Here is a 25,597-nt window from a genome sequence, read left to right as displayed (position 1 = left end):
CCGCAGCCGCTGCCCTACTGGGGCGCTCCGCCGCCGCAGCCGCCCCGCCGGCGTGACCACCGGCGGTTCGTGCCCTACATCGCCGGCACGCTGACCGCCGTCCTCATCGTCGACCTCCTGCTGCTGTACGGCCCGGCGGCCCCCGAGCCCGAGCGCGTGGCGCAGCAACGGCCACGGACCTCACCGGCCGCCGAGATCGTCCAGCCGCCCCCGTCGCGCCCGGCCGTCGCCCCGCTGGGCGAGCTGCGCAAGCCCAACCTGTTCGTGGTGACGCGCAAGCCGTTCACCATGGACCAGCTCCGCAAGGTCGCCGCCCAGCGCGGCGTGCGCGCGCTGGAGCTGGCCGACGCCGCCGCGGTGACCATCGACGGCAAGCGGGTGCAGACGCTCGGCATCGACCCCTCGACCTTCCGCGCCTTCACCCCCAAGGTCACCGCCTCCTCCGACGCGTTGTGGAGCACGGTGGCCGCGGGGGACATCGCGGTCTCCTTCGTGCTGGGCACCGACGGCGGCCTCACCCTGCGCCGCAAGGTCCGCGGCCCGCAGGGTCCGCTGCGCGTGGGCGCCTACGCCACCACCGGGCTGGGCGCGGTCGACGCGCTCGTCTCCAAGCGCACCGCGCGTGACCTCGGCCTGCCGCGCGACAACGCGCTCATCGTCAGCGCGCCCGAGACCGACTCCGCGGCGCTGCGCCGCAAGCTGCTGCGCCTGCTGCCCAGGGGCACGCAGATCGCCACGGTCAACCCGGTCGCGCCGCCCACCGCCACGCTCCAGGTCACCCCGCTCATGTCGGTCTCGCAGCTCCAGACCGCGTTGCAGGCCGCGTACGGCAAGCTCGGCCGCCCCTACGTCTGGGGCGCGGAAGGGCCCGACAGCTTCGACTGCTCCGGCCTGGTGCAGTGGGCCTACGCGCAGGCCGGGATCAAGATGCCGCGGGTGACCCACCAACAGTGGGTCGCCGGGCCGCAGATCCCGCTGGCGCAGGCCCAGCCCGGCGACCTCATCTTCTGGCGGCACGACCCCACCAACCCCGGCTACATCTCGCACGTCGCCATCTACTGGGGCAACGGGCAGATGTTGCACGCGCCGCGCACCGGCGACGTCGTGAAGCTCGCGCCGGTGACGACGAAGAACCTCGCCGGGGTGGTGCGCATCAGCCCGCAGGTGGCGGCGCGGGTTCGCTGAGCCGGCGCGACTCGGCGGCGGTCCAGGCGAAGACGCCTCGGGCCATCAGCGAGGGTTCGGTCTCGGCTCGCCTGCCGTACACCTCGGCTCTGATCTCGTGCAGGGCCGGGTCGTCGGGCGCGGCCTGGACGGCGAGCTCGGCCAGGTGGCCGGCGAGGCGGGCGTCGCCGTCGGCCAGCGCGGTGCGGGCGGCCTCGGCCAGGCGGGCGTGGCCTCCGGCGAGTTCGGCGAGCTTGGCGGCCAGCACCGCGTCGGGGGCGGGCTTGAGCCGGGCCGGGTTGCCGTCGTACCAGCCGCCGTACAGCCGCCAGAGGTTGCGCACCACGAACTCCGGCTCGTCGTAGAGCGCCTGCAGGTAGGGCCGGTCGCGCAGCCGCTCGGGCGGTCGCACGGCCTGGACGATGGTGTCGAGGCGGGCGCCGGAGTTGAGCAGGTCGAGGGTCTGCTCGACCATGCTCTCCAGCCACTCGGCGGTCTCGACGAGCGCCTGCTCGACGCGGTCGGCGCCGAAGATCGGGGCGCCGTGGGAGGGCAGCATGATCTCGGCGCGCAGGGTGGCCATCCGGCGCAGCGCGATCGCCCACTCGCGCGGATAGCGCTGCACCTTCTGGGGGTTTCCACAGTTGGGCGAGACCCAGATGAACAGGTCGCCGGGCAGCAGGATCCGGGCTTCGGGGACGAAGGCGACGGTGGCGTCGTCGGTCTCGCCCTTGGCGTGGAAGAGCTCGAAGGTCCACCCGCCGCGTTGGAGCGTGAGCTCGTCGCGGTAGGTCAGGTCGGGGTGACGGTAATCGAGCGGCCAGGTGAGGTCCGGGATCTGGAACTGGCGCTGGTTGATGACGGCGTTGTAGCCGTTGGTGAGGACGTAGCGGTCGAAGCGCTCGGCGACCGCCTCGTGGGCGACCACGGTGACCGGGCCCTCGGCGTCGAAGGGGCCGACGCCCGAGACGTGGTCGATGTGGCCGTGGGAGAAGATCGCGGTGCCCAGCGGCTCGACGGCCCAGGCGCGGACGTCGGTGTGCAGCTTCTGGGCGCCCATGGGGTTGCCGGTGTCGAAGAGGACGAGTTCGCCCTCGCCGCGGAAGACGACGGAGTTGCCGAAGCCGCTGATGAAGCCGACGCCGTCGAGCACGTCGGCGACGGGACGGCGGCCGGCCGCGAGGGCGGCGATGTTGTCGAGGCGTTCGCCGCGCCAGACGGCGTCCGCGTGTTGCCGGAGATCCACCCGTGACTCCTTCTCCCAGAACTTTGTTCCGGCCATCATGACGCGCCTGTCAAGACCTTGGCAGTGCCGGGAAACGATGTAATGTTGATTACATGGATAGTGACGAGGTAGTAGCCCAGCTCCGCGGCTGGTTCACCGGCCGCCTCCCGGAGGACTGGTTCACCGGCCCGGTCGAGCTCGTGATCGACCGCGAGGAGATCGCCGTCATCGGCACCCTGCCCGAACCCGCCACCGAGTCCGAGGTGGAGAAGGCCGCCCAGATCGACGGCCTCATCCGGCGCTTCCGCGAGGAGACCCGCGAGCGCCGCATCGAGATCGCCCGCGAGGCCGAGCGCCGCTTCCGCCGCAAGGTGGCCTGGGGGGTCGCCTGCGGTGGCGACACGGTGATGTTCACCACACTGTCCGTGCCCGTGATGACCCGGTTGCGGCAGTCCGAGCGCCAGGTTCTCGACACGCTGGTGGCCGCCGGCGTGGCGCGCAGCCGCAGCGACGCGCTCGCCTGGTGCGTGCGACTCGTCGGCCGGCACACCGACACGTGGCTGAATGATTTGCGCGACGCGCTGCAGCATGTGGACCGCGTGCGCGCCGCCGGACCCGATGTCGGCGGCCAGAAAATGGACTAAACCATTTCCGGCATTGGTTTAGACCACCCTGAATGGACTGAACCAGTCGATGAATGGTTTTAGTTAATCTGCTTCTCTGTGGGTAGGCTCCCCCAATCACCTGCGGCGACAGCCGTACAGAGGTCTATGCCAATTGGCCTTTGCGGCACATTGTCGTTAATGATGTCTGGGCCGCAGGGAGAGAGTGGAGGAGCCGCCGCCGTGTCCGTATCCGTCGAAGTGAAAGCCCCCACGACCAATGCAGAATTGGTCGCGTGGGTCAATGAGATCGCTGCCCTGACCCAGCCTGACCGGATCGAGTGGTGCGACGGGTCCGAGGCGGAGTGGACCCGCCTGACCAACCTGCTCGTGGAGCAGGGCACCTTCACCAGGCTGTCCAAGCGCCCCAACAGCTTCTACGCCAAGTCCGACCCGAGCGACGTGGCCCGCGTCGAGGACCGCACCTACATCTGCTCCGAGCGCGAGCAGGACGCCGGCCCCACCAACAACTGGATCGCCCCCGCCGAGATGCGCCGCACCTTCGGCGAGCTGTTCCAGGGCAGCATGCGCGGGCGCACGATGTACGTCGTGCCCTTCTGCATGGGCCCGCTGGGCGGCGACATCTCCCAGCTCGGTGTGGAGATCACCGACTCGCCGTACGTCGTCGTCTCGATGCGCATCATGACCCGCATGGGCGAGCCGGCGCTGCGGCTGATCGAGGAGCGCGGCGAGTTCGTCAAGGCCGTGCACTCCGTCGGCGCCCCGCTGGAGCCCGGTCAGCAGGACGTGCCCTGGCCGTGCAGCAGCACCAAGTACATCAGCCACTTCCCCGAGACCCGCGAGATCTGGTCCTACGGCTCCGGCTACGGCGGCAACGCCCTGCTCGGCAAGAAGTGCTACGCCCTGCGCATCGCCAGCGCCATGGCCCGCGACGAGGGCTGGCTGGCCGAGCACATGCTCATCCTCAAGCTCACCCCGCCCAGCGGCGAGACCCGCTACGTCGCCGCCGCCTTCCCCAGCGCCTGCGGCAAGACCAACCTCGCCATGCTCCAGCCGACCATCCCCGGCTGGAAGGTCGAGACGGTCGGCGACGACATCGCGTGGATGCGGTTCGGCGACGACGGCCGCCTGTACGCCATCAACCCCGAGGCCGGCTTCTTCGGCGTCGCCCCCGGCACCGGCCAGACCACCAACGCCAACGCGGTCAAGACGCTGTGGGGCAACAGCATCTTCACCAACGTCGCCCTCACCGACGACGGCGACGTGTGGTGGGAGGGCCTCACCGACGAGCCCCCCGCGCACCTGACCGACTGGAAGGGCCGCGACTGGACGCCGGACTCCGCGGAGCCGGCCGCCCACCCCAACGCCCGCTTCACCACCCCCGCCGCCCAGGCGCCCACCATCGCGCCGGAGTGGCAGGACCCCAAGGGCGTGCCCATCTCCGCGATCCTGTTCGGCGGCCGCCGCGCCACGGCGGTCCCGCTCGTGACCGAATCGCTGAGCTGGCAGCACGGTGTCTTCCTCGGAGCCAACGTCGCCTCCGAGAAGACCGCCGCCGCCGAGGGCAAGGTCGGCGAGCTGCGTCACGACCCCTTCGCGATGTTGCCGTTCTGCGGCTACAACATGGGCGACTACTTCGGCCACTGGCTGAAGATCGGCCGGCGTGAAGGGGCCAAGCTGCCCCGGATCTACTACGTGAACTGGTTCCGCAAGAACGAGCAGGGCCAGTTCATCTGGCCGGGCTTCGGCGAGAACAGCCGCGTGCTCAAGTGGATCGTCGACCGCCTCAACGGCGAGGCGTCGGCCGTGCCGACCCCCATCGGGTTGCTGCCCAAGGAGATCGACACCGAAGGGCTGTCGATCTCCGAGGACGACCTGACGACGCTGCTCAGCGTCGACAAGGAGGTCTGGCGCGAGGAGGCGTCGCTGATCCCGGCGCACTTCGACAAGTTCGGCACGCACCTTCCCAAGGAACTGTGGGAGGAGTACAACGCTCTGCTGGACCGGCTGGCCTGATCCCCTGGCGGAACCCCATGGGAGGTGCTAAGCGTCTCCCATGGGGGATTTCCTGAGGCTGGGCGTCGGCATCGGCTGGCGCGCCGAGATCGATCTGACCGTCGAACGGCTGCCCGGCGTCGACTTCGCGGAGGTCGTCGCCGAGCACCTGCACCCTCCGCACCTGCCCGAGTCCCTCCAGGTGCTCCGCTCCCGCGGCCTGCCGGTCGTCCCGCACGGCGTCAGCCTGGGCGTCGGCGACGCCGCCCGGCCCTCCGCGGTACGGCTGGCGCATCTCGCCGCCTGCGCCGAGGCGCTCGGCTCGCCCCTCGTCAGCGAACACCTCGCCTTCGTGCGAGCCGGCGGCCTGGAAGCCGGCCACCTCCTGCCCGTCCCGCGCACCCGCGAGGCCCTCGGCGTCATCGTCGAGAACGTACGGCAGGCCCAGGACTCCCTGCCGGTGCCGCTCGCCCTGGAGAACGTCGCCGCCCTCTTCGGCTGGCCCGAGGACGAGCTGACCGACGCGCAGTTCCTCACCGAACTGGTCGAACGCACCGACGTCCTGCTGCTGATCGACGTCGCCAACCTCTACACCAACCAGGTCAACCTCGGCCTGTCCGCGCTCGACGCGCTCGACGACCTGCCCCTGGAACGGCTGGCCTACGTGCACGTCGCGGGAGGCGAGGAACACGCCGGGATCTGGCATGACACCCACACCCACGCCGTCCCAGAACCCGTGCTCGAGGTTCTCGCCGAGCTGTGCGCGCGGACCTCGCCTCCAGGGGTTCTACTGGAGTGGGATGACGACTACCCGAGCGACGCGGCGCTCGCCGCCGAACTCGGCCGGATCCGGAAGGTCGTGGGCCATGGACCGTAACGACGCCGCCTACCTCAGCGGCGGGCGCCGGCGCGTCGCGCTGGCCGTACTCGTCGGGCTCATCCAGGACGGGCGGTTACGCCTGTCGCGCGGGTCGTGGCTGATGCCCGTCTCCGGGGCCGTCGCCCGGGACCCGATCGAGCGCCTGGCCCTGGAGCGGGCCGACCACCTGCACGCCATCTGGCGGCGGGTCGAGCAGGGCGTCTCGGCCCGGGCCGCCGAGGCGCGGTTGCGGGAGCAGGGGCTGGCCGTCCGCGGCCTCTTCGGGCTTCGGGCCACCGACTCGGGTCGTTCGGCGCTCGCCCTGCTCGTTCAGACCGCCGATCCCGTCATGGCCGTTGCCCTGGGGGGTATCCCGGCCATCGTGGACCCTGAGGTACGGCTCGCCTTCACCACCGCCACGGCCGCCCGCGTCCCTCGCCGCGTCGGCCGCGTCCGCACCGGCGGACGCCCTCGAGCGGGTCGCGGCTCCGGCTCAGCCACCGGCTGCGGCGGCGGTTGCGGTGGGAGCAGCGGCGGGAGCAGCGGTGGGAGCAGTTGCGGCAGCGGAGGCGGCGGCGGAGGTTGCGGCGGCGGCGGAGGCTGCGGTGGTGGCGGGGCTTGACCCGTCGCCCGAGCGGCCCGCCGAGCGGGAGGCTGGGGCGCGGGGGCGGTTGGCTGAGGGGCAGGCCCGGGTGGTGGCCGCGCTGGTTGCCCGGGGTGAGGTGCCCGCCGGGTTCGATCCCGCGCGGATGGCGGTGCAGGCAGCGAGCCTGGTGGCCAAGCGGCGCGCCGTCGTCGCCCGGCTGCGGCCTGACCTGCGGGAGATCGCGGGGGCCGGCTACGCCCGCGAGTTCGCCGCCTACGCCGCGGCCAGGACGGAACCCCCGACCGGCTACCGCGCCGACGCCGAGGACTTCGCGAGGTGGCTGCGGAAACGGCACCCCCAGTCGCGGTGGCGACGCTGGATCCGACGTCTCTCCCCGTAGCCGGTAGTGGCGCTGGACCCTTAACCGATGGCCGGGCTCTTGTCCTGACCGGTCGAGAGATCCTATGTTTGCCGCGTGATTGTGGACGCGCACCAGCACTTCTGGTCCCTGGAGAGCGGCCGGTACGGCTGGCTGACCCCCGAGTTCGGCGTGCTGTACCGAGACTACGCCCCGGAAGACCTCCAACCTCACCTCCACCAGGCGGGCGTAGACCGCACGGTGCTGGTCCAGGCGGCAGACTCGCTCGCGGAGACCGACGCGATGCTCGCCCAGGCCGACCGGCACGAGTTCATCGGCGCGGTGGTGGGCTGGTTGCCGCTGACCGACCCGGCGGCCACCGCGACGGCCCTCGGCACCTACGGAAAGCACCCCAAGTTCGTAGGCGTCCGCCACCTGATCCACGAGGAGCCGGACCCCGACTGGCTGGTGCGGGAGCCGGTGCAAGAGTCCCTGGGCCTGCTGGCCGAGCACGGCCTGAGCTTCGACGTGGTCTCCCTGCTCCCCAGGCACCTGGAGCACGTGGTGACCACCGCCGCCCGCCACCCGGGCCTGAGACTGGTGATCGACCACCTGTCCAAGCCGCGGATCAAGGACGCCGGCTGGGAGCCGTGGGCCGGGCAACTGGCCGAGTGCGCCCGGTTCGCCAACGTCCACGCCAAGGTCTCGGGCCTGGTGACCGAGGCCGACCACGAGCGGTGGACCCTCGACGACCTGAGGCCGTATGTGGCGCACGCGCTGGCCTGCTTCGGCCCGGAGCGGCTGATGGCGGGCAGCGACTGGCCGGTGTGCCTGCTGGCGGGGGACTACGAGCGGGTGTGGGACGCCTACCGTACCCTCCTGAGCGGGAGCGACACGGCCAGGGTCCTGGGCGGGACCGCGCGGGAGTTCTACCGCTTTGACCGCTGAAAAGCCGTTTAACAGGTGATAACCAGGAAACGTCAGTGACGTGGGAGGACTGCGTTGCGTGGACGGCTCCTATCTGACCGTCACGCCGGTGCCGTGCAAGGACAGCGTCGGCGTGCCCTACGAGATCACCCTCGCGCTGCACCGGGACGGCTCGCCGTACGGGACCGTGGGGGAGCGGTGCGGGTGGTTCCTCGCTCGCCTGGCGCGCGGGGTGGACGAGGCGCGGGCGGAGGCGAGCTGGCCGGACCCGGAGGACAGGTTCCCCGACGACGGCGAGCTGTTCGCCTTCCGCTACCGCACCAGGCTGGGCTCGCCGGGCGGTGAGCTGCGCTGCCAGTTGCGGACCATCCCGATCTGGCAGCCGGAGGGCCGCTGGTTGCTGACCAGGCGGGCCTACCTGGAGGCATGGGGCACGCAAGGGGTGGGGCTGCGGGCGGTGCTGTCCTCCTCGGAGCTGGCGGCCTTCGTCGGCGAGCTGCTCGCCGAGGCCGAGGCGTGCCTGGGCGGGCGGGATCTGGCCAGGAATCCGATTGAGGGGGCGGGCAGCCACTAAACCCGGCGATAATTGCCTGTTGAGGCGGTTCCGACACCGGGGAGGGCTCCGTGGGCCTGCGCGATTTGGTCTACCGGCTGTATGAGCGCCGGCTGGAGTCCAAGCTGTCCAGGGACAGCATGCCGCGCCACGTCGGTGTGATCATCGACGGCAATCGCCGCTGGGCGAAGTCGCGCGGGATCGCCGACGTCAGCCGGGGGCACCGCAGCGGCGCGGACAAGATCTCCGAGCTGCTGACGTGGTGCGACGAGGCCGGGGTCGAGGTCGTGACGGTCTGGATGCTGTCCAGCGACAACCTCAACCGGTCCAAGGACGAGCTGGACGCGTTGTTGCTGATCATCGAGGAGACGGTCCAGGGACTGGTCGGCGCGGGGTGGCGGGTCTGCCCGGTGGGCGCGCTTGACCTGCTCCCCGACAGGACGGCGAATGTCCTGAAAAATGCCAAGGAAGTCACCTCGCATCGTCCTGGTCTGATTGTGAACGTTGCGGTTGGGTATGGTGGAAGACGTGAGATTGCCGATGCGGTGCGCTCACTCCTCCAGGAGCACGCCAGCAAGGGGGCGACCATCGAGGACCTCGCCGAGGTTCTCGATGTCGAGCACATCGCCGAGCATCTCTACACTCGCGGCCAGCCGGACCCGGACCTCCTCATTCGCACCAGCGGGGAGCAACGGTTGTCCGGCTTTTTGCTGTGGCAGAGCGCCCACTCGGAGTTCTACTTCCACGAGGCCTACTGGCCCGACTTCCGGAGAGTGGACTTCCTCCGGGCGCTCCGCGACTACGCCGCGAGGCATCGGCGTTACGGCTCCTGAAACTGGGTATCCAGGTCGTAGCGTCGAACGCTCTGGAGAGGGCCCGCCTTTGCATCTGCACCTGCTGAGGGGGGCCGGGATCCGGCGCCTCTCTGAAGGCACGGGCCCGGTCCGATTCCCACCTCGTCTGCAGGGTGCCCGCCCCACCGGGCGCCCGGGGGAGAATGCGTGGCAGCAAACCCTCAGTCCAAGCGCACCTACGTCTTGGACACCTCTGTCCTCTTGGCCGACCCGGCGGCGCTGACGCGCTTCGCCGAACACGACGTGGTCCTCCCGATCGTGGTGATCACTGAGCTGGAGGGCAAACGGCACCACCCGGAGCTCGGCTACTTCGCCAGGAAGGCGCTGCGCTACCTCGACGACCTGCGGGTCCGGCACGGCAAGCTGGACGAGGCCATCCCGGTCGGCGAGGGCACCATCCGGGTCGAGCTCAACCACAGCGACCCGTCGATCCTGCCCGCGGGCTTCCGCCTCGGGGACAACGACACCCGCATCCTGACCGTGGCGCGCAACCTCGCCGCGGAAGGGGCCGACGTGGTGCTGGTCTCCAAGGACCTGCCGATGCGGGTCAAGGCGGCCTCGATCGGCCTGGCCGCCGAGGAGTACCGCGCGGAGCTGATCGTCGAGTCCGGCTGGACCGGCATGGCGGAACTGAACGTCACCACCGAGGACGTCGGCTCGCTCTTCGAGCAGGGCAGCGCCGAGCTGGAGGAAGCCAGGGAACTGCCCACGCACACCGGTCTGCGGCTGCTGTCGGCCAAGGGCTCCGCACTCGGGCGCGTGCTGCCCGACAAGTCGGTCAAGCTGGTGCGCGGCGACCGCGAGGTGTTCGGCCTGCACGGCCGCTCCGCCGAGCAGCGCATCGCGCTCGACCTGCTGATGGACCCGGAGATCGGCATCGTCTCGCTCGGCGGCCGAGCCGGCACCGGCAAGTCGGCGCTGGCGCTCTGCGCGGGCCTCGAAGCCGTCCTGGAGCGCCGCCAGCACCGCAAGGTGATCGTCTTCCGCCCCCTGTACGCCGTCGGCGGCCAGGAGCTCGGCTACCTGCCCGGTGGCGAGGGCGAGAAGATGGGCCCCTGGGCGCAGGCGGTCTACGACACCCTGGGCGCGGTCACCACACCCGAGGTGATCGAGGAGGTGCTCGACCGGGGCATGCTGGAGGTGCTTCCGCTGACGCACATCCGCGGCCGGTCGCTGCACGACGCGTTCGTGATCGTGGACGAGGCCCAGTCGCTGGAGCGCGGGGTGCTGCTCACGGTGCTCAGCCGGATCGGCGCCAACTCGCGCGTGGTCCTCACCCACGACATCGCCCAGCGCGACAACCTGCGGGTGGGGCGGCACGACGGCGTGGTCGCGGTGGTGGAGAAGCTGAAGGGCCACCCGCTCTTCGCGCACATCACGCTGACCAGGTCGGAGCGCTCGCCGATCGCCGCGCTGGTGACCGAGATGCTGGAGGATCTCACTCTCTGATCAGCGTGAGATCGTCCCGGCAGCGGAACGACCCGTAGAGGTCGTCCTCGTTGCCACGGTAGATCTCGACACGGAGAAGGTTCTCCCAGTTCCGCACGGCGGTGCAGGTGATCTGCAGGGCGGCCTTCTCCGTGATCTTGCTGTGTTTGTAGACGAAGACCTGGAGCGTGGTCCGGCGGGAGTCCAGGTCCCTGGGCGAACCCTCGGACGAGCGCGGCGGCGTGTTGGCCCAGTCGTAGAACATCTCGGCCATGGCGGTCTCGTAGCCACGGCGGCGGGTGTCGAACAGGCGCTTCATCAGCTCGTCGATGTCGGCGTTGCGCAGGTGCACCGGGGCCAGGACCGGCCTGCCGTACTTGTAGAGGACGATCCGGTGGGGCAGCGGCGGGATCTGCACCACCGGCGCGGGGACGGCCACGCTCGTCACGTCGCCCGGGGACAGCCCGCAGCCGGCCGCCAGCAGCACCGGCAGCAGGAGGGCGATCAGCCGGCGCCTCATGCCGGGGGCAGCCAGACCGTGAAGAGGGTGCCGGGCTGCTGCTGCCGTACCGAGATGGTGCCGCCGTGCAGCTTGGCGTTGGCGCGGGCGATGGCCAGCCCGAGCCCGCTGCCGTGGCTGCGGCTGCGCCCGCCGTCCACCTTGTAGAACCGGTCGAAGATGTACGGCAGAGCCGCGGCCGGGATGCCCTTGCCGTGGTCGCGCACCTTCACCTCCAGCCCGTTGGCCGTGCTCCTGGCAGTGATCATGACCGGCGGCCCGCCGTGCTTGAGCGCGTTGCCCACCAGGTTGGCGATGATGACGTCGAAGCGCCGGGGATCGACGTCGAAGGTCAGTCCCGGATTGGCGTTCATCCGCACCTTGTCCTGCCACCCGCGCAGTTCGAGGCAGCTCACGATCTCCTCGGCGATGTTCACCGGTTCGAGGTTGAGCGTGGCGGTGCCGGCGTCGAAGCGGCTGACCTCGATGAGGTGCTCGACCAGCTCGCTCAGCCGGGAGATCTCCTTGAGCACCAGCCGCACGGCCTGGGCGGGCTCGTCCGGCAGCCGGTCGGCCTCGTCGGAGAGCATGTCGGTGACCGCGGTCATCGCGGTGAGCGGGGTGCGCAGCTCGTGGGAGACGTCCGCGACGAAGCGCCGCGACATCGCCTCCAGGTTGCGCAGTTCGGTGACGCTGGCCTCCAGCGCGGCGGCGGCGTCGTTGAAGCGGACGGTGAGGTCGGCCAGCTCGTCCTGGCCCTGGACCGGCAGCCGGGTGTCGAGCTGGCCGTTGCCGAGGGCCTGGGCGGCGGCGCTGAGCTGGCGGACTGGCAGCAGTACGCGCCGGGCGGACACTAAAGCGACGGTCAGCGCGATGAGGAGCGTGATGGCGCCGGCCTGGAGCAGCGCCCCGCGCAGGAAGGCGAGCTGCTGCAGGTCGTTCTTGAGCGGCACGAACCTGAAGACGCGCATCCCGGTCGGCTCGGGCCGGTTGAGCTCGTCGGCGCGGAAGACCTCGGTGCCGACGATCAGCCACAGGTCGCCGCGGATGTACTTGCGCTGGCTGACGAAGCCGGCGCTGGCCCGGCCGCGCAGCTCCTGGGGCAGGTCGCGCTCCTCCATGACGTGCTCGGAGTCGCTGTAGACGTTGCGCTCGTAGACCACGATGACGTGGCCGCCGGGCGTGTCCAGCTCGTTGGCCAGGTGCTGGAGGTCGGCGTCGCGCGGCCGTTCCTCGCCTTCGCGGAGCCGGCCGAACGGAAATTTGATCTTGACCAGTTCCCTGGTCATCAGCTCGACCGTGTTGTCCTCGGTCCGCTTGACCAGGGCGTTCTTGGCGAGCTCGAAGCCGATGCTGGCGACCAGGAACGACGAGATCACCGCGACGAGGGTGAAGGTGATCACCAGTCGCGCGCGCAGGCCGGTCGGCAGGCGGTTCACGGCGGGCTGAACCGGTAGCCGAAGCCGCGGACGGTGTGGATGTAGACGGGCTCGGCCGGCCGGGGCTCGATCTTGGCCCGTACGCGCTGCACGCAGGCGTCCACCAGGCGTGAGTCGGCGACGTGGGTGTGGTCCCAGACCACGCGCAGCAGGTAGCGGCGGTTGAGCACCTGCCCGGGGTGGCGCACGAGCTCCAGCAGCAGGCGGAGCTCGGTGGGGGTGAGGTGGATCTCCTTGTTGGCCAGGGTGACCTTGAGCGCGCCCCGGTCGATCATCAGGTCGCCGAAGGCGATCCGGTCGGAGGCGGCCGACTCGGCCCGGCGCAGGATGGCGCGGATGCGGGCGTCGAGCACGCGGGGCTCGACCGGCTTGACCACGTAGTCGTCGGCGCCGGCCTCCAGGCCGACCACCACGTCCAGGTCGTCGCCGCGCGCGGTGAGCAGGATGACCGGGAGCTGGTCGAGGCGGCGGATGCGGCGGCAGACCTCGACGCCGTCGATGCCGGGGAGCATGACGTCGAGGATCGCGATCTCCGGGCGGCGGGACCGGATGTGGTCGAGAGCCTCCTCGCCGGTGGCGTAGGACGTCACCGAGTGCCCTTGCCGGGTGAGCGCTAATTCCAGCGCGGTCCGGACAGAGGGGTCGTCTTCCACCAAGAGGATGCCTGCCACGGGCACATTATTTATGCTGGCCGCGAATATCCGGGTTCTGTCATGAAAACGTGACATCACGCGCACCGGATCCCAAAAAACGCGGGGCACCCTGAGTCCGAGTAATGTGACGAAAGTCACAGCCGTTGGCAAACGTCCCGCCAACCTGGAGATTGGTCAAGCCTTCGCCAACTGAATGGCGGGTTCCGGTTGCGGACCACCCCCCTCCACAGGGCAAGCTCAGGGGCGTGCTCAGAAAGCGACCGGAATCCAAAGGCTCCAAGGGCCCCAAGCGGGCAGCCATCATCGCGACGTCGGTGCTGGTGATCGCCGGAGGCGGAGGATTCGTCGTTCACCGGGCGATGGAGAACGCCAAGGAGGCACGCACCCCGATCGGCCCGGAGGAGTTCAGCGCGCTCGTCGGCGGCTACGTCCCCGAGCCGAAGAACGACGAGCTGAAGGCCGCCGCCGCCCAGGCCTACAAGAAGGACCAGCTCGCCCAGCTCCGCGCCGGCAACAAGGGCACCCTCGACAAGGTCAAGGTCGAGGAGCAGGCGCCCGCGGGCGACGGCTTCCCGCCGGTCAACTTCCCGCCCGGCAGCGACCCCGACCCCGGCAGCAACAAGGCCATCGCCAAGGAGATGCTCGCCTCCTTCGGTTTCGGCGCCGAGCAGTGGGGCTGCCTGGAGAAGTTGTGGCACAAGGAGAGCGGCTGGAACGAGCGGGCGATGAACCGCTACAGCGGCGCCTACGGCATCCCGCAGTCGCTGCCCGGCACCAAGATGGCCAGCGCCGGATCCGACTGGCAGACCAACCCGGCCACCCAGATCAAGTGGGGTCTCGGCTACATCAAGGGAAGGTACGGCTCGCCGTGCGGGGCCTGGGGCCACTCACAGGCCAAGGGCTGGTACTGACACCCCCTTCGATCGGCAAGCCTGCGGGTCCGCGCCGAGGTGACGACGCACGCTAGCTGACATGGGCGTGAAGGTCAGCGTAGTCGTCAGCATCCACAATCCCGGCGGCACGGCCGACCCGTGCATCCGCTCTGCGCTGGAGCAGACGATCGACTCCTACGAGGTCATCTTCGTGGACGACGGCTCCACGGACGGCATGGCCGAGCGGCTGGACGCGGTGGCGGCCGTGCGGTCCAACGCGCGGGTGCTGCACCTGCCGCACACCGGTTCCCCCGTGCGCGGGCGCAACGTGGGCATCGCCAGCGCCCGGGGCGAGTACGTCTACCTGCTCGACCAGCACGACCGGCTGGAGCGCGACGCGCTGCGCGTCATGTACGAACGGGCCGTGGAGTGCGAGTCCGACGTGCTGGTCGGGCGGCTGGTGCGCGACTCAGGGCCGCCGCTGCCGGCGTTCGAGAGCGACCGGGCGCGGGCCGACGTGCTGGGCGACCGGCTGCTCGGGCTGCTGGGGCCGCAGAAGCTCTACCGGCGCGCCTTCCTGGAGGAGCATCGGCTGGGCTTCGCCGTACCGGGTGGGCAGGTCGCGGAGCAGGCCTTCGCGGTGCGGGCCTACCTGCTGGCCAAGGTCATCACCGTGCTCGCCGAGCCGATCTGCTGCCACCTGGGCGAGCGGCCGGAGCGCGAGGAGGAGCCGCTGGCCATGGTGGCAGAGCTGCGCGCACTGCTCGACGTCATCGACGAGCACACCCAGGGCCGGGAACGCGACCGGATGTATGCCCACTGGTTCCGCTCCACGGTGTTGCGGCCGTTCATGACCGCCCGCTTCGCCGGGTCCTCGCTCGACCGCAGCCGATTGTTCGGGCTCTGCCGCGAGCTCGTGCTGGAGCGCTTCCCCGACCGGCTGGACCGCTACCTGCCCGCGCACCTGCGGGCCATCGCGCTGATCCTGCGCGAGGGGCGGCTCGACCAGCTCGTCACCTTCGCCAACGCCACCCGCCGCACCGCCGTCCGCGCCGACCTGCACGAGGTGCGCTGGGACGAGGAGGTGCTGGTCCTGGGGCTGACCGTCGAGCTGTTCGACGCGGCGGGAGAGCCGGTGCTCTTCCACGCCGAGGACGAGCGGCTGCACTGGTCGCCGCCGGACCTGGGCCTGGCGTTGCCGCCCGGCGTCACCGACGTCACCTACGCCGCCGGGCGCGCCCGCATGGAGGTCTACCTGCGCAAGGAGGACACCGGCGACTGCTACTTCGTGCCGGTGGACTACCGGGTGCAGCGCGTGCCCGACGGGACCGGCCTCCGGCTGCAGATCGTGGGCGAGGCGCGGGTGGACGTGACCGGCGCCGCCCTCGGCGAACCGCTCGGCTCCGGGCACTGGGAGGTCCACGTCCGGATGTACGGCGGAGCCCACCAGGCCAGGGCCAGGGTCAGCCGGCCCGAAGGCCCGCTCAACTGCCTGGGCGTGCTCGCCCCCATGCCGCGCCGCCGCCTGGTGGTGCCCTGCTGGAGCGACGAGGGCGAGCTGGGCCTGGCCATCGAGCCCGGCTCCTTCCCCGAGTCGGTGGCGCTGGTCTCGCCGGGCGCGAGCGTCACGCGGCAGGACGACCACGTCTTCGTCGTGGTGCCCGTGCCGTACGTGCCGCCCAGCGGCGGCCCGGCCCTCGAACTCGTGTTGCGCAACACCTCGGGCCGGCTGCGCGAGATCACCGCGCCGGCGATGGTCGAGCCGGGCGTGCCCGGCCGGCAGCCCGGCCAGCTCGTGGCGAAGGTGCCGGTCAAGCGGGTGCTGCCGGGACGCGACCACCTCGGCCCCGGCGCGTGGCTGACCTCGTTGCGCACCGGCGGCGCGGAGACCGGCCTGCGCTTCGGGCTGGAGATGCGCGGCGGCGAGGTGTCCGTCCAGCCGGTCGCCCAGGTCGACCCCGAGCGGCGCCGACTGCTGGTGCACGACTCGCGGTTGCGCCGCCTGGCCCGCCGGGTGCCGGGCGCCCGCCACCTGGCGAGGCTGGCCCGGGCGGGCCGGCAGCGCTACCTCAGCGACTGACCCACTCCTCCAGCTCCTCGAAGGCGCTGCGGAAGACCGGCAGGATCGGCCTGAGCCGGTCGGGGTAGGCGTCGACCAGCGCGTCGAGGTGGTTGCCGCCCTCGACCCGGTGGTAGCGGAAGGGGCGGTGCGGGCCGACCATCCGCGCGTAGACGTCGGAGCTGCGCGCGATCGGCAGCAGGGCGTCCAGCGTGCCGTGCACGGTGATGAGCGGCTTGGTGATGCGCCCGGTGAGCGCGATCCTGGCCACCGCGCGGTACGGCCGGCGCTCGGCGTAGACGTAGTCGGCCGGGGCGCCGGTGTAGGTCGGGTCGAGTTCCTGCTGGTAGAGCCGCTGGGTGAGCTCCCAGTAGTACTGCCGGTGGAAGGGCCACAGGAACTCCGACTCCGCGGGGAAGCCCGCCGCGAGCGGGTCCTTGAGCGCCTGCGGCAGGAACTCCAGCAGGTTGTCGCCCTTGAGCCGCCAGAGCGTGCCCTCCCAGTCGAGGCCGCCGTCGTAGAGCCAGCCGCGGTTCTCCAACTGCCAGCGCACCAGGTAGCCGCCGTTGGAGATGCCGGCGGCCAGGGTGCGCTCGGGGGCTCTGCCGTACCGCTGCCTGACCACGGCCTTGGCGGCGACGGTGAGCTGGGTGACGCGCTCGTTCCACTCGGCGATGGCGTCGCCGGGGCGCCGGCCGTCCTCGTGGAAGGTGAGGCCGACGTTGCCCTTGTCGGTGGAGGCGAAGGCGTAGCCCTTGGCCAGCACCCAGTCGGAGATGGTGAAGTCGTTGGCGTACTGCTCGCGGTTGCCCGGGGTGCCGGCGACGACCAGGCCGCCGTTCCACCGCTCGGGCAGGCGGATCACGAACTGCGAGTCGTGGTTCCAGCCGCGGGTGGTGTTGCCGGTGGAGGTGTCGGGGAAGTAGCCGTCGAGCTGGATGCCGGGCACGCCGGTGGGGTTGACGGTGGCCTTGCTGTGCAGGCCGGCCCAGTCGGCGGGATCGGTGTGGCCGGTGGCGACGGTCCCGGCGGTGGTGAGGTCGGCGAGCTGGGCGCTGATGACGTGCTCGGCGCCGGGCACGCGCAGCTCGGCGCTCGCCGGGGCGGCCAGCAGGTTGGCCAGGAGGGTGAGGGCGAGGATCTTCATGCCAGGTGCTCGTTCAGCAGGCGGAGGAACTCCTCCGGGCGCTCGATGTGCGGGCTGTGGCCGCACTCGTCCAGGACGACCTCGCGGTAGTTGCCGTAGCGCTCCAGGACCGCGCGGGTCTGGGTGACCATGGGCTGGGCGGGGGTGCCGTCCCAGCCGGGGATCGCGCCGATCGCGCCCAGGTGCACCACGTCGAACATCGAGGCGTCGGAGACGATCGCGTCGTCCGCGCCGCGGATCCACAGGATCGGCGGCTTGGGGTCGAGGGTGTGCAGGTCGTCGATGCGGAAGTGCACGGGCGCGATGGCGTTCAGCACGCCGCGGCCGCCCGGGGCGGTGCCCGGCCAGTTCGGCGAGGGCACCGAGTCGCCCGGGTAGTTGTCGTCGCCGACCTCGGTGGTGAGCATCGAGTCGAGCCAGCGTTCCTCGGTGACCGCCGGGTCCTTCACGTAGCCGAACTGGAAGACCTGGCGCATCGTCTCGCGGTCGCCGGCCTGCAGCGCCTTGACGAAGTCGGGGTTGGCGCCGCCCGCGCCGGACCCGGCGCCGTCGGCGTGGGTCAGCGTGCCCTCGGGGCCGGTGGTGCCGCCGAAGCCGTAGGGTGAGACCGGGTTGATCAGGACGAGGCTCTTGACCAGGTGCGGGTGGTCGCGGAGGAGCTGCAGCACCACGCCGCCGCCGAGGCTCCAGCCGACCAGGTGGGCCGGCTCGCCGGACATGGCCGCGAGCACGTCGTCGACGAAGTCGCGCACGCCCCGGGTGGCGTCGACCGGCTTGCGCGGCCCGGCGCCGAAGCCGCGCAGGTCCACGGCCTTGGCGCCGGGCAGGCGCAGGTCCTCGAAGAACGCGCCGGAGGAGACGTTGCCGTGGACGAAGATGACGCTCATACCTTGATCCTTTCCTGCCCGGCCAGGTCGGTGCCGCGAGTCTCCCTGGCCACGAAGACCGAGACCAGGGTGAGCACGGCCGCCGCGCCGAGGTAGAGGGAGATCGGCAGGCTGCTGCCGAAGTCCTTGAGCAGCGCCGTCGCGATGACGGGCGCGAGCGCGCCGGCCACGATGGCCGAGAGCTGGGCGCCGATGGAGACGCCGGTGTAGCGCATCCTGGTGCCGAACAGCTCGCTGAAGAAGGCGGCCTGCGGGCCGTACATCATGCCGTGGAAGAGCAGGCCGACGGTGACGGCGAGGGTGATCAGCCCGAAGTTGCCGGTGTTGATCAGCGGGAAGAAGGCGAAGATCCAGACGCCGACGCCCGCGGCTCCCACCAGGTAGACCGGCCGGCGGCCGACGCGGTCGGAGAGCGCGCCCCACATCGGGATGGTGATGAAGTGGATGGCCGAGGCGATCAGCACCGCGTTGAGCACGGTCGCCTTGTCCAGCTTGACGGCCGTCGTGCCGTAGGTGATCACGAAGACGGTGATCAGGTAGAACGAGATGTTCTCGGCCAGCCGGGCGCCGATGGCGATGAGGATGTCGCGCTTGTGGTTCTTGAGCACCGCGGCCAGCGGGGTCTTGTCCAGCTCGGGGGCCTGCTGGAAGACCGGCGACTCGGTGATGGTCAGCCGGATCCACAGGCCGATCAGCACCAGCACGCCCGACAGCAGGAACGGCACGCGCCAGCCCCAGCTCTGGAAGGTCGCCTCCGACTGGACCGCGGCCAGCAGTGCGAGCACGCCGGTGGCCAGCAGGTTCCCGCCCGGGGCGCCCGCCTGCGGCCAGGAGGCCCAGAAGCCGCGCCGCTCGGCGTCGCCGTGCTCGGAGACGATCAGGACCGCGCCGCCCCACTCGCCGCCGAGCGCGAAGCCCTGCACCAGGCGGAGCACGGTGAGCAGGATCGGCGCCGCGCTGCCGATGGCGGCGTGGGTGGGCAGGCAGCCGATCAGGAAGGTCGCCACGCCCATCATCAGCAGGCTCACGACCAGCAGCGTCTTGCGGCCGATCCGGTCGCCGAAGTGGCCGAAGACCAGGCCGCCGAGCGGGCGGGCGACGAAGCCGACGGCGTAGGTCAGGAAGGCCAGCAGGGTGCCGACCAGGGGGTCGGAGTCGGGGAAGAAGAGCTTGTTGAACACCAGGGCCGCGGCCGAGCCGTACAGGAAGAAGTCGTACCACTCGATGGTGGTGCCGATCAGGCTCGCGCCCACGATCTTCTTGATGGACATATCACACCGTTTCTGACTGGGGAGTGCGCTCACGCTACGAAGTGACGGGAGTCACTCCTATGGGCGCGGCACCCACAGTCGGCGGTGGGCTTATGTGCTCAGCCGGTGGAGGCGGAGGGCGAGCTGGAGCTCGAGGGCTCGTTCCGGCTCCTGCCAGCCGTCGCCCAGCAGCCGGCCGATGCGCTCCAGGCGCTGGGAGACCGTGTTGACGTGGATGTGCATCGCCTCGGCGGTCCGGCTGGGCGAGCCGCCGGTGGCGAAGTAGGCGGCGAGCGTCGCGGTCAGCGTGGTCCCGCGCCGGCGGTCGTAGTCGAGCACCGGGCCGAGCGCGCTCGCGACGTAGCCGGGCAGGTCGCGGTGCTCGCCGATGAGCAGGCCGAGGAAGCCGAGCTCGGCCGCGCTGGTGCCGTCGCCGCGGCGGCCCAGCGCGATGAGCGCGTCGGCGCAGCGCTGGGCCTCGTGGTAGGCCGGCCGTACCGCGCCGGGGCCGCGCACCGGGCCGGCGGCGCCGGCGGTCGCGGGACTGGCCAGCGCGGCGCTGAGCTCCTTGGCGACCCGGCGCGCGTCCTGCGCGCCCGGCAGCAGCAGCACGACCTCGTCCGGGCGGGCCGCCGCGAGGCCGTGCGCCAGCGCCGCCTCCGCCGACGCCCAGAACGCCGCCCGCTCGCGCTGGCCCTGGTGCCGGGCCACGATCAGCGTGTACGGCTCCGCCAGATCGATGCCGAGCCGCCGGGCGCGCTCGGCCAGGCCCTCGTCCTCCGGGCGGGCGATCAGGTCGTCGAGCAGCTCGCCGCGGACCCGGCCCTCGGCCTCGGCGACGCTGCGCCGGAACAGCAGCAGCAGGGCGCAGACCAGCGCCGCCCGCTCCAGGATGCGCTCGTCGGCGTCGTCGGAACGCAGGATCAGCGTGCAGAGCGGCTCGCCGCCGACGTCCACCGAGGCGATCAGCAGGTCGCCCCGGCGGACCGTGCGGCCCAGGCTGCGCGAGGCCTGGGCGGCCTCCAGGATGCCGGGATCGGCGGGTGTGTGCGGGCCGGTGATCGGGCGGCCCTGGCCGTCCAGGACGGTCAGCTCGCCGGTCTCGGTCACCACGGCGGCGATGTCCTCGATGCCCCGGCCCTGGAGCACCAGCTCCATCATCCGGTCGTGTGCCCGGGCCGCCCGCTCGACCGCGTTGCCGTGCTCGCGCAGGCTGCGGTGCGCGGCCGACAGCTCCTCCAGCGCGTTGCGCGTCTCCTGGAGCAGCCGGGCGTTGTCGATCGCCACGGCCGCGTGCGCCGCCAGGCTGGTCAGCAGCGCGACCTCTTCCTGATGGAAGGGCCGGGCGCTGCGGTTGGCGGCCATGAGCACGCCGATCACCCGCTGGCCGAGCTTGAGCGGCACGCCGAGGATGGCGACCAGGCCCTCCTCGTGCACGGCGGAGTCGATGTGGTCCTTGTGCTGGAAGCGGGCGTCGGCGAAGTAGTCGGCGGTGGAGTACGGCCTGGCCGTCTGGGCCACCAGCCCGCCCAGCCCGGCGCCCAGCGCCAGCCGCAGGTTCTGGAAGGCGGCCGAGATCGAACCGTCGGTCACCCGCATGTAGGTGTCGCCGCGTTCGGGGTCGTGCAGCGTCAGGTAGGCGGTGTCGGTGGCCAGCAGTTGCCTGGCCCGGTGCACGATCGCCTCCAGCACCGCGTCCACGTCGCGCAGGCCCGCCAGGTCGCTGGCGGTGTCGTACAGCGCCGACAGCTCCGCCTCGCGCCTGGCCCGGCGGCGCAGCAGCTCGCGAACCTTCAGCGCCTCGACCTTGGCCCGCTCCAGCTCCGCGATCTCGGCCGGGTCCGCGCCGCGGGCCCGGGCCTCGATGATCGGGCCCTCGAACTCGACGGCCGAGGCCTCCCTGGCCAGGAGTTCGAGATAGACGTGCATGGAGCCCATTGTCCTATCGCGCGGTCCAGCCGCCGTCCACCGGGAGCGAGACGCCGGTGATGAACGCCCCGTGCGGCCCGGACAGGTAGGCCACCAGCTCGGCGACCTCCTCCGGCTCGATCAGCCGCTTGATCGCGGCCGGCTGCAGCATGATCTCCTCGACCACGCTCTCCGGCGGGATGCCGTGCGCCCTGGCCTGGTCGGCGATCTGCCGCTCGACCAGCTCGGTCCGCACGTAGCCCGGCGCCACGCACACGCTGGTCACGCCCTTGGCCGCGCCCTCCAGCGCGATCACCTTGGACAGGCCTTCGAGCGCGTGCTTCGCCGCCACGTACGCCGACTTGTACGGCGAGGCGCGCAGCCCGTGCACGGAGGAGATGTGCACGATCCGCCCCCAGCCCTGGGCGTACATCCCGGGCAGGTAGCGCCTGGTGATCAGGAACGGCGCCTCGACCATGACCTTGAGGATCGCCGCGAACACCTCAGGCGGGAACTCCTCGACCGGCGCCACGTGCTGGAACCCGGCGTTGTTGACGACGATGTCCACCCGCTCGTCCGGCAGCCGCTCGGCGAAGCCCGGCTCGGCCAGGTCCGCGGCCACCGCCACGCCGCCGGTCTCGGCGGCCACCTTCCCGGCGCTCTCCGCGTTCTTGTCCACCACCAGCACCCGCGCGCCCGCACCGGCCAGCCGGAGCGCGCACGCCCGCCCGATGCCGCTGCCCGCCCCCGTCACCAGGGCCGTGCGCCCGGTCAGCTCGTCCGCCATGCCTGGACCCTAAGCGCTGGGGTGTCCGGCGCACATGGGGGTGGCGGACATATGTCGGCGCCCGGCTGTGTGGGACGCGCCCTGGCGCGCGCTCAGCGGCGCGGCTGGGCGAAGCGCACCATGTTGCCGGACGGGTCGCGGAAGGCGCAGTCGCGGACGCCGAACGGCTGGTCCATCGGCTCCTGCATCACCTCGGCGCCGGAGGCCTGGATGTGCTCGTAGGTGGCGTCGCAGTCGTCGGTGCTGAACACCATCCGGCCGAGCAGCCCCTTGGCCAGCAGGTCCGCGATCGTCTCGCGGTCCTCGGGGGAGACGCCCGGGTCGGCGCCCGGCGGCTCCAGCACGATGTGCACGTCGGGCTGCGACTTCGAGCCGAGGCTCACCCAGCGCATGCCCTCGTAGGAGACGTCGCTGCGCACCTCGAAGCCCAGGGTGTCGCGGTAGAAGGCGAGCGCTTCCTCATGATCGTGAACCACCAGCGTGCAGTACGTCAGTGCGAGGTTCATGCCGGTCACGCTACACCTGGCGGTCCTGCGTGGCCTCCGCCGCGCGGACCGGACGGGTGTAGATCCTGGCGTAGCAGGCCGGGATCGAGGCGGCGTGCTCGTGGGTGCGGGCGCGGTAGGCGCTGGGGCTCTCGCCGACCAGTTCGGTGAACCGGGCGCTGAACGAGCCCAGCGACGAGCAGCCCACCGCGAAGCACGCCTCGGTCACCGACACGTCCCCCCGGCGCAGCAGCGCCTTGGCCCGCTCGATCCGGCGCGTCATCAGGTAGGAGTGCGGGGTCTCGCCGTAGGCGGCGCGGAAGCTGCGGGAGAAGTGGCCGGGCGACATCAGCGCCACCCGCGCCAGGGCGGGGACGTCGAGGGGCTCGGCGTACTTGCGGTCCATCAGGTCACGTGCCCGCCGCAACCGGACCAGATCCTCCCGGTTCACCTGCCCATTATCCACCCGCCCGCCATCCTGCATGATGGAGGGGACCACGAGAGAGGACGTACGTGCGCCAGGAGAAGGCAGCGCCGGATGCGGTGATCGCGCCGGCGGGCGGGGGTGTGCGAGGGGCGATCGCCGGCAACCTGCGCAGCACCCGGCTGGCGCGGGGGCTGAGCGTGCGGGAGCTGGCGGAGCTGACCGGGGTGAGCAAGGCGCTGATCTCGCAGGTCGAGCGGGCGGTGGCCAACCCGACGGTCGAGGTGCTGACCAGGCTGGCCGACGCGCTCGGGTTGACCTTCGCCGACCTGACGCGGGTACGGCTGACCGGCCCCGAGGTGGTACGGCGGGGCGAGGGCGGCCCGGCCGGCGAGGGCAGCGTGCGCATGTTGTTCGACGCCCCGGACCGGCGGCGGTTCGAGCTGTCCGAGGGCGACATGCCGCCCGGGGTGCGCAGCGCGAAGAGCGCGCACGGGCGTGGGGCGGTGGAGCACGCCTACGTGGTGTCCGGCGAGGTGATCGTCGAGACGGCCGAGTGGTCGGTGACCCTGGGTGAGGGGGACGCGGTGCGGTTCGCGGCCGAGGGCGAGCACGCCTACGTCACGACGGATCGGCCGTGCCGGGTGCTGACCCTGATCTCCTACGCGGACGTCTGACGGCGAACGGCCAGGCCCCGGCCTCTCAAGGAGGCGGGGTCAGCCAGGCCCCGGGTTTCTCACGGGCGCGGGGTCAGCCAGGCCCCGGGTTTCTCACGGGCGCGGGGTCAGCCAGGCGCTGGTGCCGTCGGGCACGCTGGCCAGCAACGCGCGGGTGTACGGCTCGGCCGGGTGGTCGAGCACCTGCCCGGCGGTGCCGCTCTCCACGAGCTCGCCGCGGCGCAGCACGTAGACCCGGTCAGCCACCTGCCGGACCACGGCCAGGTCGTGGGTGATGAACAACATCGCCATCCCCAGCCGCTCCCGGAGGTCGGCCAGCAGGTCGAGCACCTGCGCCTGCACCGACACGTCGAGCGCCGCCACCGGCTCGTCGCAGATGAGCAGCCGCGGCTCCCCGGTGATCGCCCGGGCGATGGACACCCGCTGCCGCTCCCCGCCGGACAGGCCGGCCGGGCGCATGGCGGCCAGGTCGGGGCCGAGGCCCACGGATTCGAGCAGCCGGGCGACGTCGCGGCCGGTGGCGGGCCGGCCGTCGGCGTGAAGGGCCTCCTTGAGGGTGGCTCCGACGGTCCGGGCCGGGTTGAGGGTGGAGTAGGGGTCCTGGAAGATCATCTGCGCGGTGCGCCGGGCCTGGCGGAGGGCGGGGCGGGTGAGGCGGCCGTAGTCGGAGACGTCCTGGCCGTCGAGGTGGATGGTGCCGGAGTCGGGGTGTTCGAGGCCGGCGACGCAGCGGGCCAGGGTGGTCTTGCCCGAGCCGGACTCGCCGACCACCGCGACCACCTCGCCGGGGGCGACGGTGAGGCTCACGCCGGCCAGGGCCGGGCGGGCGGCTGTGCCGTACGTCTTGCGCAGGGTGTCGACCCGGAGCAGGGGGACGGCGGTGGCGGGCGCGGGGGCCGCGACACCCGGAGCGGGCTCCGGGGCCGGGGGCAGACCGGAGGCACGCACACAGGCCGAGGACCGCGCGTCGGCAGCACCCAGGGCCGGCAAGGACGGCTCGGAGCCCGGGGAAACGGGCGGCTGGGCGGTCTCCTCGACGGGCAGCAGGGGTGGCTGGGCGGTCAGGCAGACGGGGAGGACGACGGGGCAGCGGTCGGCGAAGGCGCAGCGGTCTCGGACGGCGTCGTGGGCGGGCACGGAGCCGGGGACGGCCGGGATGCGGGCCAGGCGGCGGTCGGCCGGAGGCTCGGCGGCCAGCAGGGCCCGGGTGTAGGGATGGGTCTGCTCCCGGCGCAACGCCGCCGACCGGCCGGTCTCGACGACCCGCCCGGCGTACATGACCATGACCCGGTCGCACATCGAGAAGGCCAGCCGCAGGTCGTGCGTGATGAGCACGAAGGCCATCCCGCGTTCGTGCTGGATGCGGCGGATGAGGGCCAGGACCTCACGCTGGGTGGTGGCGTCGAGCGCGGTGGTGGGCTCGTCGGCGATGAGCACGTCCGGGTCACCGGCCAGCGCCGCGGCGAGGCCGACGCGCTGGCGCATGCCGCCGGAGAGCTGGAAGGGGTGGCGCCCGGCGGTCTCGGGCGGGAGGCCGACCTCGGCGAGCAGGCGGGTGACGTCAGCGCCGCGCGGCAGCCCGTCGGCGAGCTGCCTGCCGACCTTGCGCAGCGGGTTGAGCAACGTGAACGGGTCCTGGAGCAGGAGCGAGACGGCCCGCCCGCGCACCCGGCGCAGCCGGTCGGCGTCGGCGTCGACCCGCGTGCCGGCCACGTGCACCGTCCCCGTGGCGGTGAGGCCGGGCGGCAGGAGGCCGAGCAAGGCCCGCACGGTGAGCGACTTGCCCGAGCCCGACTCGCCCACGATGGCGAGCGACTCGCCGGGCGCGACCTCGAAGCCGACCTCCGACAGCAGCGTGCGGCCGGTGGCGGGCTGGCGCACGGCGAGCCCGGCGACGGAAAGCGCGGGAGGCGGGACGGCAGCGGCGGGAACGGCCAT

General features: G+C 71.8%; 25 protein-coding genes. 13 read left to right on the top strand and 12 right to left on the bottom strand.

Annotated features, from left to right (window positions below; translation table 11 throughout):
- Nucleotides 1-69: 69 nt before the first annotated feature.
- A complete protein-coding gene (locus AB0I67_RS38700; protein ID WP_357934710.1) occupies nucleotides 70-1,185 on the top strand; it encodes a C40 family peptidase in 1,116 nt (371 codons plus the stop codon).
- Here the strand turns inward: AB0I67_RS38700 and AB0I67_RS38695 are convergent.
- The gene (locus tag AB0I67_RS38695) at nucleotides 1,154-2,410 is read right to left on the bottom strand and encodes an alkyl sulfatase dimerization domain-containing protein (protein WP_357934707.1); all 1,257 of its coding nucleotides are present in this window, start codon (nucleotides 2,408-2,410) and stop codon (nucleotides 1,154-1,156) included. The genes AB0I67_RS38700 and AB0I67_RS38695 overlap by 32 nt on opposite strands.
- 92 nt (nucleotides 2,411-2,502) lie before the next feature.
- Here AB0I67_RS38695 and AB0I67_RS38690 point away from each other — a divergent pair, with 92 nt between their 5' ends.
- From AB0I67_RS38690 to AB0I67_RS38650, 9 genes are all read left to right on the top strand, one after another.
- On the top strand, nucleotides 2,503-3,033 hold the full coding sequence (locus AB0I67_RS38690; RefSeq protein ID WP_357934705.1) for a hypothetical protein: 531 nt from the start codon (nucleotides 2,503-2,505) through the stop codon (nucleotides 3,031-3,033).
- Nucleotides 3,034-3,234: 201 nt separating this feature from the next.
- Nucleotides 3,235-5,028, top strand: coding sequence for a phosphoenolpyruvate carboxykinase (GTP) (locus AB0I67_RS38685; protein ID WP_357934702.1), 1,794 nt, complete (start codon nucleotides 3,235-3,237; stop codon nucleotides 5,026-5,028).
- Between the two features lie 40 nt (nucleotides 5,029-5,068).
- Entirely contained in the window at nucleotides 5,069-5,884 is an 816-nt protein-coding gene (locus tag AB0I67_RS38680; RefSeq protein ID WP_357934699.1) for a DUF692 domain-containing protein, read from the top strand.
- Nucleotides 5,874-6,488: a TIGR04222 domain-containing membrane protein gene (locus AB0I67_RS38675; RefSeq protein ID WP_357934696.1), complete on the top strand. Its 615-nt coding sequence runs from the start codon at nucleotides 5,874-5,876 to the stop codon at nucleotides 6,486-6,488. Before AB0I67_RS38680 ends, AB0I67_RS38675 begins: the two co-directional genes overlap by 11 nt.
- Complete coding sequence (locus AB0I67_RS38670) at nucleotides 6,475-6,852, top strand: hypothetical protein (protein WP_357934693.1); 378 nt, start codon at nucleotides 6,475-6,477, stop codon at nucleotides 6,850-6,852. Before AB0I67_RS38675 ends, AB0I67_RS38670 begins: the two co-directional genes overlap by 14 nt.
- Nucleotides 6,853-6,927: 75 nt before the next feature.
- Nucleotides 6,928-7,758, top strand: coding sequence for an amidohydrolase family protein (locus AB0I67_RS38665; RefSeq protein WP_357934690.1), 831 nt, complete (start codon nucleotides 6,928-6,930; stop codon nucleotides 7,756-7,758).
- Nucleotides 7,759-7,798: 40 nt separating this feature from the next.
- Nucleotides 7,799-8,311 carry a hypothetical protein gene (locus tag AB0I67_RS38660; RefSeq protein WP_357934689.1) on the top strand — a complete coding sequence of 171 codons (513 nt, stop codon included), beginning with the start codon at nucleotides 7,799-7,801 and terminating at the stop codon, nucleotides 8,309-8,311.
- A gap of 50 nt (nucleotides 8,312-8,361) precedes the next feature.
- Entirely contained in the window at nucleotides 8,362-9,123 is a 762-nt protein-coding gene (locus AB0I67_RS38655) for an isoprenyl transferase (RefSeq protein WP_357934686.1), read from the top strand.
- Between the two features lie 168 nt (nucleotides 9,124-9,291).
- Nucleotides 9,292-10,593 (top strand): PhoH family protein, encoded by a 1,302-nt coding sequence (locus AB0I67_RS38650; protein ID WP_357934684.1) that lies wholly within the window; start codon nucleotides 9,292-9,294, stop codon nucleotides 10,591-10,593.
- Here AB0I67_RS38650 and AB0I67_RS38645 read toward each other — a convergent pair.
- From AB0I67_RS38645 to AB0I67_RS38635, 3 genes are read right to left on the bottom strand one after another with little or no spacing between them, the layout of a single operon-like run.
- On the bottom strand, nucleotides 10,583-11,092 hold the full coding sequence (locus tag AB0I67_RS38645; protein WP_357934681.1) for a hypothetical protein: 510 nt from the start codon (nucleotides 11,090-11,092) through the stop codon (nucleotides 10,583-10,585). The genes AB0I67_RS38650 and AB0I67_RS38645 overlap by 11 nt on opposite strands.
- Nucleotides 11,089-12,510, bottom strand: a complete 1,422-nt coding sequence (locus AB0I67_RS38640; RefSeq protein WP_357934678.1) for a HAMP domain-containing sensor histidine kinase — start codon at nucleotides 12,508-12,510, stop codon at nucleotides 11,089-11,091. Before AB0I67_RS38640 ends, AB0I67_RS38645 begins: the two co-directional genes overlap by 4 nt.
- On the bottom strand, nucleotides 12,507-13,181 hold the full coding sequence (locus tag AB0I67_RS38635) for a response regulator transcription factor (protein ID WP_181614382.1): 675 nt from the start codon (nucleotides 13,179-13,181) through the stop codon (nucleotides 12,507-12,509). The genes AB0I67_RS38640 and AB0I67_RS38635 overlap by 4 nt, the downstream gene beginning before the upstream one ends.
- 227 nt (nucleotides 13,182-13,408) lie before the next feature.
- On the opposite strand from AB0I67_RS38635, the gene AB0I67_RS38630 reads away from it, so the two are divergent.
- Nucleotides 13,409-14,074 carry a transglycosylase SLT domain-containing protein gene (locus AB0I67_RS38630; RefSeq protein ID WP_357934677.1) on the top strand — a complete coding sequence of 222 codons (666 nt, stop codon included), beginning with the start codon at nucleotides 13,409-13,411 and terminating at the stop codon, nucleotides 14,072-14,074.
- Nucleotides 14,075-14,135: 61 nt separating this feature from the next.
- Nucleotides 14,136-16,115 carry a glycosyltransferase gene (locus AB0I67_RS38625; protein WP_357934674.1) on the top strand — a complete coding sequence of 660 codons (1,980 nt, stop codon included), beginning with the start codon at nucleotides 14,136-14,138 and terminating at the stop codon, nucleotides 16,113-16,115.
- On the opposite strand, the gene AB0I67_RS38620 is transcribed toward AB0I67_RS38625, so the two are convergent.
- From AB0I67_RS38620 to AB0I67_RS38590, 7 genes are all read right to left on the bottom strand, one after another.
- Entirely contained in the window at nucleotides 16,105-17,241 is a 1,137-nt protein-coding gene (locus tag AB0I67_RS38620) for a tannase/feruloyl esterase family alpha/beta hydrolase (RefSeq protein ID WP_357934671.1), read from the bottom strand. The two genes, AB0I67_RS38625 and AB0I67_RS38620, sit on opposite strands and share 11 nt — an antisense overlap.
- Nucleotides 17,238-18,128: an alpha/beta hydrolase gene (locus tag AB0I67_RS38615; RefSeq protein ID WP_357934668.1), complete on the bottom strand. Its 891-nt coding sequence runs from the start codon at nucleotides 18,126-18,128 to the stop codon at nucleotides 17,238-17,240. The genes AB0I67_RS38620 and AB0I67_RS38615 overlap by 4 nt, the downstream gene beginning before the upstream one ends.
- Nucleotides 18,125-19,399: an MFS transporter gene (locus tag AB0I67_RS38610; protein WP_357934665.1), complete on the bottom strand. Its 1,275-nt coding sequence runs from the start codon at nucleotides 19,397-19,399 to the stop codon at nucleotides 18,125-18,127. The genes AB0I67_RS38615 and AB0I67_RS38610 overlap by 4 nt, the downstream gene beginning before the upstream one ends.
- A 90-nt stretch (nucleotides 19,400-19,489) precedes the next feature.
- Nucleotides 19,490-21,307, bottom strand: coding sequence for a helix-turn-helix domain-containing protein (locus tag AB0I67_RS38605; protein WP_357934662.1), 1,818 nt, complete (start codon nucleotides 21,305-21,307; stop codon nucleotides 19,490-19,492).
- Nucleotides 21,308-21,320: 13 nt separating this feature from the next.
- Nucleotides 21,321-22,073, bottom strand: coding sequence for a 3-hydroxybutyrate dehydrogenase (locus AB0I67_RS38600; protein ID WP_357934659.1), 753 nt, complete (start codon nucleotides 22,071-22,073; stop codon nucleotides 21,321-21,323).
- Nucleotides 22,074-22,165: 92 nt separating this feature from the next.
- Complete coding sequence (locus AB0I67_RS38595; RefSeq protein ID WP_357934656.1) at nucleotides 22,166-22,579, bottom strand: VOC family protein; 414 nt, start codon at nucleotides 22,577-22,579, stop codon at nucleotides 22,166-22,168.
- Between the two features lie 10 nt (nucleotides 22,580-22,589).
- Nucleotides 22,590-22,964, bottom strand: coding sequence for a helix-turn-helix transcriptional regulator (locus AB0I67_RS38590; RefSeq protein ID WP_357934740.1), 375 nt, complete (start codon nucleotides 22,962-22,964; stop codon nucleotides 22,590-22,592).
- Between the two features lie 107 nt (nucleotides 22,965-23,071).
- On the opposite strand from AB0I67_RS38590, the gene AB0I67_RS38585 reads away from it, so the two are divergent.
- Nucleotides 23,072-23,659 (top strand): XRE family transcriptional regulator, encoded by a 588-nt coding sequence (locus AB0I67_RS38585; RefSeq protein WP_357934653.1) that lies wholly within the window; start codon nucleotides 23,072-23,074, stop codon nucleotides 23,657-23,659.
- Nucleotides 23,660-23,752: 93 nt separating this feature from the next.
- Here AB0I67_RS38585 and AB0I67_RS38580 read toward each other — a convergent pair whose 3' ends face one another.
- The gene (locus AB0I67_RS38580) at nucleotides 23,753-25,597 is read right to left on the bottom strand and encodes an ABC transporter ATP-binding protein (protein ID WP_357934650.1); all 1,845 of its coding nucleotides are present in this window, start codon (nucleotides 25,595-25,597) and stop codon (nucleotides 23,753-23,755) included.

The sequence above is a fragment of the Nonomuraea sp. NPDC050310 genome (assembly GCF_040655795.1).
Taxonomy (GTDB): Bacteria; Actinomycetota; Actinomycetes; order Streptosporangiales; family Streptosporangiaceae; genus Nonomuraea.
This window is presented reverse-complemented; position numbering and strand designations above follow the sequence as displayed.